This window comes from Microbacterium invictum, assembly GCF_014197265.1.
GTDB lineage: Bacteria > Actinomycetota > Actinomycetes > Actinomycetales > Microbacteriaceae > Microbacterium > Microbacterium invictum.
The window spans coordinates 2,469,232-2,482,879 of sequence record NZ_JACIFH010000001.1; the positions used below are offsets into that span (position 1 = coordinate 2,469,232).

The 13,648-nt window shown below is 67.9% G+C and carries 11 protein-coding genes; 2 read left to right on the top strand and 9 right to left on the bottom strand.

What is annotated here, in order from left to right; all coding sequences use genetic code 11:
- Positions 1–19: 19 nt before the first annotated feature.
- The 3 genes from BKA10_RS11460 to BKA10_RS11470 all read right to left on the bottom strand — a co-directional run bounded on the left by BKA10_RS11460 (position 20) and on the right by BKA10_RS11470 (position 4,860).
- Positions 20–1,573 (bottom strand): ABC transporter substrate-binding protein, encoded by a 1,554-nt coding sequence (locus BKA10_RS11460; protein ID WP_183500008.1) that lies wholly within the window; start codon positions 1,571–1,573, stop codon positions 20–22.
- 184 nt (positions 1,574–1,757) lie between these two features.
- Entirely contained in the window at positions 1,758–3,335 is a 1,578-nt protein-coding gene (locus BKA10_RS11465; RefSeq protein ID WP_183500009.1) for an arylsulfatase, read from the bottom strand.
- Between the two features lie 139 nt (positions 3,336–3,474).
- A complete protein-coding gene (locus tag BKA10_RS11470) occupies positions 3,475–4,860 on the bottom strand; it encodes an aminomethyl transferase family protein (RefSeq protein WP_183500010.1) in 1,386 nt (461 codons plus the stop codon).
- A 158-nt stretch (positions 4,861–5,018) separates the two neighbouring features.
- Here BKA10_RS11470 and BKA10_RS11475 point away from each other — a divergent pair, with 158 nt between their 5' ends.
- Positions 5,019–5,501 carry a MarR family winged helix-turn-helix transcriptional regulator gene (locus tag BKA10_RS11475; RefSeq protein WP_183500011.1) on the top strand — a complete coding sequence of 161 codons (483 nt, stop codon included), beginning with the start codon at positions 5,019–5,021 and terminating at the stop codon, positions 5,499–5,501.
- A gap of 31 nt (positions 5,502–5,532) precedes the next feature.
- Here BKA10_RS11475 and BKA10_RS11480 read toward each other — a convergent pair whose 3' ends face one another.
- From BKA10_RS11480 to purU, 4 genes are all read right to left on the bottom strand, one after another.
- On the bottom strand, positions 5,533–6,885 hold the full coding sequence (locus tag BKA10_RS11480) for an AAA family ATPase (protein WP_183500012.1): 1,353 nt from the start codon (positions 6,883–6,885) through the stop codon (positions 5,533–5,535).
- A gap of 63 nt (positions 6,886–6,948) precedes the next feature.
- A complete protein-coding gene (locus BKA10_RS11485; RefSeq protein ID WP_206686894.1) occupies positions 6,949–8,304 on the bottom strand; it encodes an aminomethyltransferase family protein in 1,356 nt (451 codons plus the stop codon).
- 23 nt (positions 8,305–8,327) lie between these two features.
- The gene (locus BKA10_RS11490; protein WP_183500013.1) at positions 8,328–9,176 is read right to left on the bottom strand and encodes a methylenetetrahydrofolate reductase; all 849 of its coding nucleotides are present in this window, start codon (positions 9,174–9,176) and stop codon (positions 8,328–8,330) included.
- A 38-nt stretch (positions 9,177–9,214) separates the two neighbouring features.
- Complete coding sequence (gene purU / locus BKA10_RS11495) at positions 9,215–10,114, bottom strand: formyltetrahydrofolate deformylase (protein WP_183500014.1); 900 nt, start codon at positions 10,112–10,114, stop codon at positions 9,215–9,217.
- A gap of 368 nt (positions 10,115–10,482) precedes the next feature.
- On the opposite strand from purU, the gene BKA10_RS11500 reads away from it, so the two are divergent.
- Positions 10,483–11,814 carry an aminomethyl transferase family protein gene (locus tag BKA10_RS11500; protein ID WP_183500015.1) on the top strand — a complete coding sequence of 444 codons (1,332 nt, stop codon included), beginning with the start codon at positions 10,483–10,485 and terminating at the stop codon, positions 11,812–11,814.
- 45 nt (positions 11,815–11,859) lie between these two features.
- On the opposite strand, the gene BKA10_RS11505 is transcribed toward BKA10_RS11500, so the two are convergent.
- Entirely contained in the window at positions 11,860–12,915 is a 1,056-nt protein-coding gene (locus BKA10_RS11505) for a hypothetical protein (RefSeq protein WP_183500016.1), read from the bottom strand.
- A 67-nt stretch (positions 12,916–12,982) separates the two neighbouring features.
- Entirely contained in the window at positions 12,983–13,549 is a 567-nt protein-coding gene (locus BKA10_RS11510; protein WP_183500017.1) for a carboxymuconolactone decarboxylase family protein, read from the bottom strand.
- Positions 13,550–13,648: the final 99 nt, after the last annotated feature.

Sequence of the window (13,648 nt, forward strand, 5' to 3'; positions counted from 1 at the left end):
GGCACCGCGGGAGCTACGGTCAGTCGGCCGTAACGGGATAGATGGAACGGTAGTCGATCAGGTTGATCATGAAGGGCTGGTGCGGAGCCGGCTGCACGCCGGCGACCGTATCGGTGTTCCAGCCGATCGTCTGCCCGCCGACGACGAACCCGCACGCGAGTGCCTCGTCGTCGATGATGATCTTCATGACCTCCTGCCAGAGGGCGTCGGCCTCGTCGGAGGAGCCGGCGGCCTTGGCTGCGTCGGCTGCGGCCTTCAGCTCCGCGCTCTCGTAGCCGGAGGGGTTCTGCCGTGCGGAGCCGGCGAACCAGCTCTGGTACCAGTCGTAGGGCGTGATCTCCTGGTTCTGGCCGACGCCCAGGCCATACTGGCCCGAGTTCCAAGTCGACTGGAAGTCGGGGACCGGCAGATCCTGCACCGTGATGTTCACGCCGTCGAGCTGGTTCATGTTGTCGGCGAAGAACTCGAGTTGCCCCTTCAAGAAGGGTGCAGCCGGGAACGTGCCCTCGACCGTGGCGCCATCGAGAAGCGACTGCGCCCCGTCGAGATCGAAGTCGTAGCCGACGATATCGGCGTTATAGCCGGGCTCACCCTCGACGAAATGCTGGTTCGGGGTGTCGAGCGTGTCTGCCGCGAACTGCGCGTATCCTTCACGGTCGAGCGACATGCACAGCGCCTTGCGGACGTCGACGTCACCGAATTCGCCATCGGGCGCGCGGTCGAAATAGACGACGTTGTTGCGGACGGCTGCGTAGTCGTACGAGTCGATGTTGGCGACCCCGTCGATGCGAGGCTGCTGGTCGAGTTCCACATCGGTGACGTGCAGTTCGCTACCGAGCAGGCCGGCGACGGCCGAAGTGTCATCGGCGATGGAGTAGAGCTCGACGTTCTCGAAGTGGACCGGCTCGCCCCAATATGCCTCGTTGAGCGTGAACGCCGCCTTCGTGCCCTCGACCGAGTTTCCGGCGTCGTACTTCCAGGGCCCCGTGCCGACCGGCTCGGTCACCACGGTGCCGTCGGCGATCGCCGTCGGGCTGGCGATGAGCACGTTGTTGCGAGTGAGCATGGTGAGGAACGTCGGCGACGGGAAGGCGAAGTTGACCTTCGCCGTGAATTCGTCGACGATGTCGACCGACTCGACGGCCTGGAGCGGACCCGAGTATGCCCCCGGGTTGTCACGGACGTACTCGAGGTTCGCCTTTACGGCCTCGGCGTTGAAAGGCGTTCCGTCGTGGAAGGTGACGTCATCGCGCAGCGTGAGGGTCAGCGCCATCGGCTCCTCGACCCACTCGGTGGCCAGGTTGGGCAGAATCTCGTTGTCCTCGCCCAGGAGCACGAGTGACTCGTAGGGGACGTAATAGTAGCCGGGCTCGATCCGGGCTCCCGGCGCCCAGGTGCTCGGTGCGGAACCCCAGTTGATCCGCAGCGTGCCGGTCGGTTCGCTCGGTGGACCCGAGGTCGTGCCGTCGTCGGTGGGCGCGGGCTCTTCGCCGCTCCCGGAACAGCCGGTGAGCATCACACCGGCGATGACCAATGGGGCCATCACCTTGATCCATCTGTTCTTCGTCGCCATGAGACGCCTCCTCGCGTCGATCCGAGTGCAGCGATGCACTCGGCACTGTCTGTCAGGTCACCCCAGTAGGTGCTCGGGTCCTGCAACGGTACATACGTGCTGCCCGCCGGACCCAGCCCCCAACCGGCAAGCTAACCGTGCATGATCTGCGGGGTGCCCCGCCGGTGCCGGATGCCGGTGGTGATCACGAGTTCGCCTGCCATGCGGGCAAGCCCCGCGCCTCATACATCGCGACCAGCTCGGGGAACGGGATCACCCCATGCGCGTCGGCCCATGCCTGCCAGGCGGTGGCGAGCTCGGCGACCAGCTCGGCGCGCTCTGCGGCGAGGTCGCGCCGCTCGGCACGATCGATGTCGAGGTCATAGAGCTCCCACGCCATGCCGACCTCGCGGACCAGCTTGAACCGGCCGCGCCGGATCGCGGCATTGCCGATGTGCTCCCAGCACAGGTCGCGCTCCGGCATCCGCTCGCCGCGGAGCATGCCGACCAAGCTCACGCCGGTGACCGCCTCAGGCAGCGAACCGTCGGTCGCCTCGAGCACCGTGGGAAGCAGGTCTGTGACGTGCGCAGGGTCGTGGACGACATCGCCGCCGCCGACGCCACCGGCGGGCCAGCTCACGATGAGCGGGGCCGCGATGCCGCCCTCGTGGACCCAGGACTTGTACAGCCGGAACGGCGTGTTCGAGAGGTGCGCCCAAGCGCGCCCGTAGCTCGCGTAGGTGTCTTCGCCGCCGGGAAGGATCGAGGGGTCGTTGCCGATCGCCACGGGTCGTCCGTCGCGGGTGCTGTCGGGCGTGACGTGCGGTGCGAAGCGTCGCCCGATCGGGATCTCCATGGCTTCGGCGCCGTTGTCACTGAGGAAGAGGATGAGGGTGTTGTCATAGGTGCCGGCGGCATCCAATTCTGCCAGCACACGTCCTACGGCACGATCCATCGCCACGACCTGGGCCGCGTAGACCTCCATCCGGCTGGCCTGCCAGTCGGGCTGTTCGGCGTCTTCCCATGCCGGAACCTCCTGGTCACGCGGGGCCGGATGGATCTGGGTCGGGAAGAGCCCCAGCTCGGTCTGCCGTGCGCTGCGCTGCGTGCGGAGTGCGTCCCAACCTGCCGCGTAGCGGCCGGCGTGCGTCGCGATGTCTTCCTCGAACGCCTGCAGCGGCCAATGTGGCGCGGTCAGGGCGAGGTATAGGCAGTACGGCTGCCGCTGGGCCGTCTGCTGCCGCACGAAATCGGCCGCGTGATCGGCCAGCGCGTCGGTGAGATAGAAATCGGCCCGCTGCGCGTCGGCCTCGGCATCCGCTTCTCCGGCACGGAACGCCTTCGGATTGAAATAGCTCGTGCCGCCGCCGAGTATGCCGTAGAAGTCATCGAAGCCACGCCGGGTCGGCCAGGTCTCATCGGGCTCGGTTACCTCGCTCGACAGGTGCCACTTGCCCGTGAGCGACGTCACGTACCCGGCGTCGCGCAGCAGCGACCCGAGCGTCGGAACATCGGGATCGAGCGAGCCGCGGTACCCGACGGGCCGGGTGAGCACGCCGATCCCCACCTCGTGCGACGGTCTGCCGGTCAGCAACGACGCCCGTGTCGGACTGCATCGCGGGGTGGTGTAGAAGCTGCTGAAGCGGGTGCCGCGTTCGGCCAGCCGATCGAGGTTCGGAGTCGGGATCTCCCCTCCATACGCCGCGAGGTCCGAGAAGCCGAGGTCGTCGACGAGGATCACGATCACGTCGGGTCGGGCGGGCGGGCTGGCAAGCGGCGTCATCGCAGTTCCTTGCGGGTCATTGGCGGGATCCAACCAGTCTGACGTGGTCGAGGTCACTCCTGATGCACACCAAGAATGCAGGCGGCACGATGGAGAGCCGAGAGGGTCGCGACTCCTCCCGGCTCTCGTCAGCGCTGTGTCATCCGGCAGTGGACATGGTCAGCCCGCGGTTGCCCGAACCCTCGGTGGTGTCCGAGAACGGGCGCGGGATGACGGTGGCGCGCACCCGTGTCTGGGCGTGCCGCTCGTAGAACGGACTGTCGACACTTCCCGCGGGCTCACCCCAGATGAGTTCGACCTCGTCGCCCGCTTGCACGTCTTCGTCGATCGAGCCCAGCGAGATCCAGCTGCGCGTGTTCGAGGAGTAGATCGTGAGGTTCATGTTGCCGACGTGGGCTCCGGCCTTGTCGAGACGATCGAACTGACACGCGGTGTAGGTCGCGAACGGCATCTCCAGGTACTTGCTGCGCGCTGCCCCGCGGTCGTACATGCTCGCGAAGATGCCGGCCACATCGTCCTTGTTCCACTCCACCCATGCCTTGCGGCGGTGGGGGTCGCCCTGGCGCGCCTCGAGCGCCGCGCGCCCGATGAAGTCGTGGTCGAACTTCGCGATGTGCGTGTAGCCGAGGTCCCACGGGGTGACGTAGTAGTCCTCGATGCGCTCGGCGACGAAGCTGCCCGCCAGAGCGAGAGTGCCTTCGAACGACCGGGCGTTCTGCCATTCGCGGAACGGCTTCATCTCGGGCTGCGAGTAGACGGCCGGGAGGGTGTTCGCGATCCAGCCCGACTCGGTGGCCACCGATGCGTATGCCCGGCCGCCGATCTGGGTGATGCCGAACTCCGCCCCGGCCTCGAGCAGGGTCTCGCGCACGCCCTCGAGCTCGGAGTACGGTCCGAAGAACTCGAGCCCGGGGAAACCCGACATGCGGTGGTTCAGCGCCGTGGCCTCGTACTTCCCGATCTTGAACCTTCCCATGTGGAAGAACTTGATCTCGGGCATGGGGCCGCCGTTGACCTTCTCGAAGATCTCCCCAGCCGTCGGGCCCTGCAGCTGAAGGCGGTACAGCTCGCGGGTCCCCGTCGGATTCATGACAAGACGCTCGTCCTTACGGACCTCGACGTTCCAGCCGCCGGTCTCGGCGTGGAACTGCACCCAGTTCAGCGCCGGCGGGCGACCGACGATCCGCACCAGGTTCTCGCCGAGGCAGAACAGGATGGCATCGCCGACCATGTTGCCGTCATGGCCGACGGCGATGAGCTGCTTCGCCTTCATCGGGCCGAAGTTGCGGAAGCTGTTCGCGCCGAGGTGCTCCAGAAGTCGGAAGACGTCGGGGCCTTCGACGATGAGGTCGGGCATGTGGAGCGACAGGTCCATCAGCGCCGCCGTCGTGCGCCAGGACTCCTGCTCGTCGCGCCAGTTCGTGAACTCGGGCTTGACCGGGAACACATACGCGCCGGAGCGACCGCTGCGCAGCAGCTGCAGGGGTCCGCCGACTCGCTGGATCTCATCTTCGAGGCTTGCCATCTTTCGTCCTTTCAGGCTGTCTCCGCTGCTCTGCGGAACGATTCGACTGTATCAGTTCCCTGAAACATTGGCAGTGGTAACCATATATTTGCGATCCGCTCATAGATTGCAGGTTCGTGCAAGAATGGGCCGATCCCGCGACGAACGAGAGGCAGCGGATGCCGAAAGACGACACGCCGGACTGGCAGAGCGGTCTGCCGTTCACCCTGTGGCGGACTCAGCACGCCGTCCATCGTCGCGTGCAGGAGGCGTTCGAGGGCATGGACGTCACGATCACGCAGCTCGGGCTGGTGGTCCATCTCGACGACCTCGGCCACATGTCGGCGTCCGACCTGGCGCGTCGCTTCCGGCTGACGCCCCAGAGTGTGACGACCGCCCTGGGCGGGCTGGAACGCGCCGGCTGGGTGCGGCGGCTTCCGCATCCGGTGCACCGTAAGGTCATCTGGTACGAACTGACCGCCGACGGGGTCTCCCGTGTCGCGGAGGCGCGCACGCGCATGAGCCGGGTGACGGCACAGATCGATGACCTGATCGGCGCAGACCGGCGCCGCGAACTGACCGAGAGGCTTTCGGAACTGGCCACCGCGATCGACGGCGAACTGCCTCCCCCGGGACCGCTGTGGCCCGCACCGCGGGCGTGAGCTCGCCGGCGGGCCGCGATTCGAGCCGTCCCTAGAGACGCGCCAGTGCGTCGATGTCTTCGAGAAAGTCGCGCACTGCGCTCTTGGAGACGGTGGCACGCGTCGAACGCAGCGCGCGCAGGTAGTGCGCCGTGCTGAGCAGCACGGGCGAATCGTCATCCGTTTCGGGCAGCACGATCGTGCCGGTGGCCGTCGACACCGGCGCCGCGCGAAGCGCGCCGGCCAGCGCGTCCTGGGCCGCGTGCCGCACGGCATACTCGATGTCGGCGGGGGTGAGGCCTTCGCTGGCGTCGACCAGCGCGTCGAGGTCGATGCCGTCGATCACACCGACCGGCACATATCGCCCCCAGATCGCCCGCCGGGCCTCGGCATCGGGAAGCCCGATCGGCACAACGTAGTCGAACCGCCCGTGGCGCAGGAACGCGGCGTCGAGAGCGCGTACGAAGTTCGTCGCGCAGATGAGCAGCCGGCCGTCGAGATCACGGAACTCGGACAGCAGCTTGAGCAGTTCGTTCGTCACGCCCTGCGTCGGCGACGGCGGGTCGCCACGGCGCCGTGAGGCGATCTCCTCCACTTCATCGATGAAGACGACCGCGTGCTCGAGTTCGGCGACCGTCTCGAACGTCTGGCGGAGTGCCGCCGGGAGCCCGCCCGGTGAGTCCGCGAGGCGCGAGGGGAAGAGCTCTACGAACGGCCAGTCCAGTCGCGAGGCGATCGCCTTCGCGAACGTCGTCTTGCCCGTTCCCGGTGGCCCGAAGAGCATGACGGCGCGCGGCGGCAGGACGCCGTAGCGGCTGGCCAGCGCCGGCCGCGCGAGCGGCGTCACGAGGCGCTCCTCGAGGAGCATCTTCTCCTTGGTCATGCCCGCGACGTTCCGCCACAGGTGTCGCGGCAGGATGCGTCCGCCGACCTCCTTCAGCAGATCGAGCTCACGGCGCTGCACCGGAAGCGGGCGCTCGAGGTATCGCAGCTGATGCCGCACCTCGAAGCCGTTCCCGACCAGGTGCGACACGCCGTTGCCTGAGTCGGCGACCAGAACCGACAGCTTGCCCAGTCCGAGCGGTGCCATCCGGCGCTCGAGCCGGTCGAGCAACGCGGCACCGATGCGCTCCGGCTCGGCTGCGGGGGCCTCGTCGGTGAAGACGGTGAAGAACACGATCCAGCCCTGCGCGTGAGCAGCTCGGCCGACGGCGGCACCGAGGATTCGCTCGCCCGCGACCGCGACGACGGCATGGTCGGCCTGGCACGATGCGATCACTTCGGCCAGGGAGTACACCGGCGCTTCGCCGGTGTCGTGCGCGTGCTCCCACAGCCGGACGATCCCATCGAGGTCGTCGTCGTGGAAGTCGCGGATGTGCGCGTGGCTCTGCGTCCGGTGGTTCACGCCGTGTCCTCCGATGTCGTTTGCGCGGGTCGCCGACGTGAGTCCGCAGGCGACCCGCACACGTCAGACCGTCGCGTTCGCCCGGTAGGCGGTGCGCGCGAACTCGTCATAGGGCGAGTTCTGCACGGTCGCGCGGATACGCGGGAAGCCGAGGTCGGCCTCCGGCGCCGTGCCGTGACCGGGATGCTCGCCCCATACGACCTCGACCCGGGTGCCGGCGGCGGCGACCGAGTGATCGACGAGCGCCAGTGACAGCACGGTGCCGACGGGTGCGATGTTCGAGGTCCAGAACGTCATCCCCTGCAGCCGGCCGTCGCGCTCGATGCGGAAGCGGCTGTACGTGTTCAGGTAGTCCGCCGCACCCGTCCCCAGCACGCGCGCGACGTCGTCGCGGTCGAACTCGAGGGTGACCTTCGTGCGGCGCGCCTCGTCGCGGGCCGCCTCGAGCGCGTCGCGGCCGATGAAGTCGTGGGTGAACGAGATCGAGCGGCCGTAGCCGAGCTCCCACGGCGACACGTAGTAGTCGGCGATATCGTCGGAGTAGAAGCTGCCGCCGAGCGGTTTCATGCCCTCGTACGAGAACTTCGGCAGCCAGCGCCGGTAGTCCTCGAGGCGAGGGTCGGTGTAGATCGCGGGTGTCGGAGTCGGGATCCAGCCGCTCTCCACGCCGTTGGTGAAGTACGCCTTGCCGCCGACGGGATGGATGCCGAACGACTCACCGGCGGTCAGCAGAGCCTCTTTGACTGCGTTGTAGTGGACGAAGTCCCCGATGAACTCGTAGCCGGCCTGTCCCGCCATGCCGTGGCGCAGTGCGCGGACGGGGATGCCGTTCAGTTCGACCTGCACGGAGTGGAAGAACTTGACTTCGGGCAGCGGTCCGCCGAACGCGCGCTCGACGGCGTACGCGGCGAGCGGACCCTGCACCTGGAAGCGGAACAGCTTCGGGTCGCCGTGCTTGCGGACCGACGAGTCGGGGTCGGTCGTGTACGCGACGTCGTATCCGCCCGTCGCGGCGTGGTACTTGACCCAGTTCTGCGCAGCGGGGACCCCCGTGAGGGTGAACGCCTCCTCGCCGGTGCGCAGCAGGATGCCGTCGACGATGATGTTGCCGTCGTACGACACCGGGACGAACTGCTTGGCCTGCCCGATCGCGAAGCTGTCGTAGTTGTTGGCGCTGACCTCGCGCAGCAGGCGCACGGCATCCGGCCCTTCGAGGAAGGTGTCGAACATGTGGAACGACAGATCGAACAGCGCGACGTTCTGGCGCCATGCGGCCTGCTCGGCACCCCAGCCCGCGAACTCGGGCTCGACGACGGGAACCGTCCAGGCCGGCGCGCCGGGCTTCCAGAGCAGCTCGATCGGGGAGCCGGCCTGATCGATGGCGTCCTGCAGGGTGGGGGCGTTCACGGGGGCGTTCATGGTTCTCTCCTGGGTGTGGCGCATCAGCGCGCGCGGAAGTCGCGGATCCACTCGCTCGTGGCCGTGAGGCCGCCGAACGTGTAGAAGTGAAGGTGCACGCGGCCGTGCCGTGCGGGGTCGTAACCGGCGGCCAGCGCGCCGATGAGCTTGTCGGGTCCTGCGGTGCCGATCAGGTTCGTCAGCGAGAAGCCGTACTTCTTGACGATCATGGCGTTCGCGCCGATGCCGAAGCGCCGCGCGAAGCCGATCAGTCGCTTCACACCCGCCGGACCGGGCACCCCGATGCGGATCGGCAGGTCGATCCCCTCGGCGCGCACCTTCTCGATCCATGCCAGCACCGGCGACTCGTCGAACGCGAACTGCGTGATGATCGTGCCCTCGAGCCCTTGCTCGCGCAGCGCCGCGGCCTTGCCGCGCAGCGCGGCCCACAGCACGTCGTCGGGGATGTCGGGATGGCCTTCGGGGTAGCCGGCGATGCTGACGTGGCGCACGCCGTACTTCGGGAGCAGGCCGGTGCGGATCACGGACTCGGAGTCGGCGTACGGGCCTTCGGGCGTCGCCGGATCGCCGCCCACGGCGAAGATGCTCTCGCTCGCCCCGGCGGCCTGCAGCGCGCCGAGGTACTCCTCGAGCTCGGCTCGGCCGTGCAGCCGGCGCGCCGAGATGTGGGGCACCGGTGTGAATCCGCCGCCCAGCACCGCCGCGGCTGCGGTGAGCCGCATCGGCAGGTCCTCGTTGCCGAGGAAGGTGACGTTGATGCGTGTGCCGGCCGGGATCGCGGCGGCCGCCGATCTCAGATCCTCGGTGTCCTTTCCGGTCATCTCGAGCGAGAAGTCGGTGAGCAGAGCGATGCTCGTGGCGGGGTTCGTCATTGAAAGTGCCGTTCTCTTGTTGTGGGTAGTGAATGGCGTCAGAACACGACGGTCTCGCGCCCGTTGCGCATGACGCGGTCCTGGCAGTGCCAGGTGACGGCTCGGGCCAGCACGGCGCGCTCCACGTCGGCGCCGCGTCGCTGCAGGTCGGCCGCGGTGTCGGCGTGCGTGACCCTCACGACGTCCTGCTCGATGATGGGGCCCTCGTCGAGGTCGCCGGTGACGTAATGCGCGGTCGCCCCGATGAGCTTCACGCCGCGCTCCTTCGCCTTGCGATACGGCCCGGCCCCGATGAAGGCGGGCAGGAAGGAGTGGTGGATGTTGATGACCGGGACGCCGACCTTCTGCAGGAAGTCTTCGGAGAGGATCTGCATGTACCGTGCGAGCACCACCAGGTCGACGTTGCCGACGAGCAGGTCGAGGATGCGGGCCTCGGCATCGGATTTGTCGGCGCCCTGCGAGGGGACGTGGACGAAGGGGATGCCGAAGGACCGCACGTCGTCGGCGACGGCGGTGTGGTTGGACACGACCATCGGGACAGTCATCGGGATCTCGCCGCGACGCTGCCGCCACAGCAGGTCCAGCAGGCAGTGGTCGGACGTCGACGCGAGGATCGCGACGCGCTTGGGCGCCGACCGGTCTGACAGCGTCCAGGTCAGCCCGAGTCCCTTGCCGAGGGCATCCTGCAGCGACTGCTCCAGGACCGGGCGGACCGCCGCGTAGTCGTCGACGTGGAAGACCGTGCGCTGGAAGAAGTTCCCGCCCTCTGGGTCGTCGGTGTACTGGTCGAGCGACACGATGTTCACACCGTTCTCGGCGAGCGCCGACGAGGTCGCTCGCACCAGTCCCGGGCGGTCCTCGCCCTGGACCAGCAGTACGCCTTCGTCGGTGGGAAGCTTCAGCGCCGTGTTCGGGGTGCGGGGTGCGACGATCGTCATTGTCCGTGCTCTCCTTTGTGACAGTTATCTGGGATGCTAACAGGCATCTGTAACATATGGCATCCTTCGCGCCATGCTCGATCGTCCACCTACGCATGCAGATCCTGCCGCGGTCACAGTGGCACGATGGTGCCCGCGACGCAGAGAGGAGAGCACGATGGCACGCACCGGCGAGTGGTACTGCGACGACGACGAGTGCGAGTACTGCGACGGCGCCGAGACCGACTGAACCCGACTCAACCCCTTCGATGCGGCCGATCCGACGCCGAGGTGGCGAGATTGTTTCAGTTACCTTACAGTTCTTCATACAACTGATTGCACACCCGATCGCGCGGGCAAGTGCTGACCGTGAGGCAAGGGAGCCGAGCATGGCGTGGGACTTCGTCAGTCTTCAGCAGGGAATCGACCAGGCGGGATCACCGATCCAGCTGCTGTGGAAGCCGGGATCGGCACCGTGGAAGCCGCCGATCGTCGACGATGAGTACGTCGGGTGGGCGGCGGAGCAGAATGCCTGGCGCAGCGGCGTCTCGATCTCGGACCTCTCGTTCCACATGTCCGACACGTTCGTGCGCGGGCCGGGAGCAGCCCGTCTGCTCAGCGACGTCAGCGCGAACAACATCGAGACCTTCGAGATCGGCCAGGCGAAGCAGTTCGTTCCGGTCGCTGCCGACGGGAACATCATCACCGACGGCATCCTGCTGCGCGAAGGCGAGGAGTCCTACGTGCTCTCCGGGGTTCCCGCGGCACAGAACTGGGTCACCTACCACGCGTCGGCCGGCGGCTACGACGTCGACCTCGATACCGATCCGGACCGATCGTTCACACCCGGCGACCCCCGGCTGTTCCGGCTGCAGGTGCAGGGGCCCGCCGCCCTCGAACTGGTCGAGCGCGCGTTCGGCGGCCCCCTGCCCGAGACGAAGTTCTTCCATTCCGTCGAGGTGTCGCTGGGCGACGCCCGCTTCCGTGCCCTGCGGCACGGAATGGCCGGGCAGCCCGGCTACGAGTTCATCGGCCCCTACGTCCACCACGACGCCGTCAAGGACGCACTCCTGACGGCCGGGACCTCGCTCGGCGTGATCCACATCGGCGCGCTCGCGTACGCGACCAACGGCGTCGAGAGCGGGTGGATCCCCACTCCCACGCCGGCGATCTACACGGATCCGACCCTCGCGGACTATCGCGCCACCGTCGGCCTGTACACCTATGAGGGGCAGAACCCGCTGCACGGCAGCTTCTATTCCGACGACATCACCGACTACTACACGTCGCCGTGGGAGCTCGGCTACGGCCGCTCGATCTCGTTCAACCACGACTTCATCGGCCGCGATGCGCTCCGGGCGGCCAAAGAACGCGTGCGCCGCACCAAGGTGACGCTCGAGCTGAACCGAGATGACGTGCGTGACGTCTTCGGCGACAGCGGCTACCTGAACGACTACGGTCGGCACCGCATCGAGTCGAACGGTGCGCTGGTCGGCACCACCTTCCAGGCCGCGCGCATCGACCCGGTCGACGACGTGCTGGCCCTGTCGCTCGTCGACGCCGCGGCGGCCGAGCCCGGCACCGAGGTGGAGGTCGTCTGGGGACAGCACCCCGGGCGCGGCACGGCGCCCGACGCGGACCTCGGCTTCCTGCGCTTGCGTGCGACGGTGCGTCCCGCGCCGTACAACGAGTACGCCCGCACCGCCTACCGCGCGGACTGACCGGCCTGCACAGGGTGGACCGGCCGCCGGCGGTGCGATGAGGCGTTACCAGGCCGAGGCGACAGCCGCGTGCGTCTCGAAGATGCCCTCGGTCGTCCCCGCCGGTGCCCTTCCGATGCCGCACTCCGTCGCCACACCGAACACAAGGGCATGCCGCAGCGCGGTCTCGATGCGACGGGCAGCGCCTTCGACGCCGTCCTCGCGGTGGACGAGGCCGAGGTAGAGCTCGGTTCCTTCCGGCAGCGCGAGGTCGTCGAGCGGCGCGAAGTACGCGTCGTCGTCACGGTCGATCGGAACGGGCAGGTGCAGCCAGGTGATCGGGCGGGGGGATGCCGCGAACAGGCGGTTCGCGAAGGCCACCAGATTCGCGGTGTCGACGGGCTCGACGAAGTGCTTCTCGGCGACGTCGCCATAGCAGAGGTGGAAGCCGGCCTCGACATCGGCCGGGACGGCGCCGGCCTGCTCGGCGGCGCGTTCGGTGAGCCCTGCCCAGAGGTCGTCCCACCACGGGTCGAGCACGCCCTTGCCTCGTTCGGCATAGGTGGCCTGCTCGATGATCTGGAACTCGACTGCGTTGTTCCACTGGATCGCGAGGTCCTGGTGCGGGATCGCCGCGACGATCTCATCGAGCTCGCGGAACAACGCGTCCCGGTAAACGGGCTCGATCGCCGCCCGCTGATCGGCGGGGAAGAACGCGCCGACGACGGCGAGCGGCGTGGGCAGCGACACCTGGAAACGCACGCCGGGACGCACGACGCCCTCGTCGCGGAGGCGGCGGAACAGCGCGTACGACTCCACCGCGGCAGCGGCATAGCCGAGCGGGGGGAACCGGATCGACGCGGGGTCGACACCGTCGGCCACGCGGACCGGTCGGGCGTCGAGCATCCTCACCGGAATCGGGTTCTCGCCGACCCGCTCGATGCCGTCGGCTTTCCCGAGAACGTCGGCCTGGAAGAGGATCCAGTGGAAGCGCGGGCCGACCTCGCCGTCCGGAATGCGCGTGAGGTGTCCGCCGAGTACGGCGGCGGCGGTGCGGATGGTGGCCTCGGCGTCGTCGTAGTTGACGCTTCCCACGAGGTGGGCGCCCTGCGGCTGTGACATGACACCAGATTCGCATGATGTGCCCCGCGCGCCAAGAGAGTGCGAAGCAGTGCGCAACAGCCGCCGGTCACACCCTGGCGAAGCCCCGCACATCCGGGAACGGCGGCTCGACGCCGGTCTGCAGGTCGACTTCGAACGCGTTCAGGCACATCGAGAGCATCGTGTAGTTGCCCAGCGACGCGATCGTGTCGACGAGCTGCTGCGCGGTGAACAGCCGGCGCGCAAGTGCGAACACGGTGTCCGATACGAAGTGCTCGCGCACGAGCTCGTCGCAGAACTCCCAGAACACCTGGTCCGACGGGTCATCGAACGCAGGCGTGCGCTGGTGAGCGATCGCGTCGATGACATGCTGTGGGATGCCGGCATCCAGCGCCTGCCCGACGTGCGCGTTCCACGAGTACTGCGCGTCGAACGCGCGACAGGCGACCAGAAGCGTCAGCAGCCGCAGGTGTTCGGGCAGGGACGATTCGAAGCGCGCGAAAGCGCCGAGCGCTTCGACTCGCTCGCACGCCTCGGGGCTGTTCAGCCACGCCCGGTACGGGCCGCGCACGGCACCGCGGCGCGCGACGATTCGGTCGCTCAGCTCGCGCTGACGGTCGGTCAGCGTCGTGGGATCGAGCTCGTCAAGTCGCATGGGGCCTCCGTCTTCGGGTGGGCGCGCGCCTTCAGGTGAGGGCACACCGGGCAGGGGAATCTGATCGTGACAGTAGGGCACTCGCAGTGGCCGAGAAAG

What these genes read in the sequence shown, in the direction of transcription:
- BKA10_RS11465 (WP_183500009.1), bottom strand. Translation starts at nt 3,335, where the DNA reads ATGACGCCGCTTGCCAGCCCGCCCGCCCGACCCGACGTGATCGTGATC.
- BKA10_RS11485 (WP_206686894.1), bottom strand. Translation starts at nt 8,304, where the DNA reads ATGAACGCCCCCGTGAACGCCCCCACCCTGCAGGACGCCATCGATCAG.
- BKA10_RS11500 (WP_183500015.1), top strand. Translation starts at nt 10,483, where the DNA reads ATGGCGTGGGACTTCGTCAGTCTTCAGCAGGGAATCGACCAGGCGGGA.
- BKA10_RS11505 (WP_183500016.1), bottom strand. Translation starts at nt 12,915, where the DNA reads ATGTCACAGCCGCAGGGCGCCCACCTCGTGGGAAGCGTCAACTACGAC.
- BKA10_RS11470 (WP_183500010.1), bottom strand. Translation starts at nt 4,860, where the DNA reads ATGGCAAGCCTCGAAGATGAGATCCAGCGAGTCGGCGGACCCCTGCAG.
- BKA10_RS11460 (WP_183500008.1), bottom strand. Translation starts at nt 1,573, where the DNA reads ATGGCGACGAAGAACAGATGGATCAAGGTGATGGCCCCATTGGTCATC.
- BKA10_RS11510 (WP_183500017.1), bottom strand. Translation starts at nt 13,549, where the DNA reads ATGCGACTTGACGAGCTCGATCCCACGACGCTGACCGACCGTCAGCGC.
- purU (WP_183500014.1), bottom strand. Translation starts at nt 10,114, where the DNA reads ATGACGATCGTCGCACCCCGCACCCCGAACACGGCGCTGAAGCTTCCC.
- BKA10_RS11490 (WP_183500013.1), bottom strand. Translation starts at nt 9,176, where the DNA reads ATGACGAACCCCGCCACGAGCATCGCTCTGCTCACCGACTTCTCGCTC.
- BKA10_RS11475 (WP_183500011.1), top strand. Translation starts at nt 5,019, where the DNA reads ATGCCGAAAGACGACACGCCGGACTGGCAGAGCGGTCTGCCGTTCACC.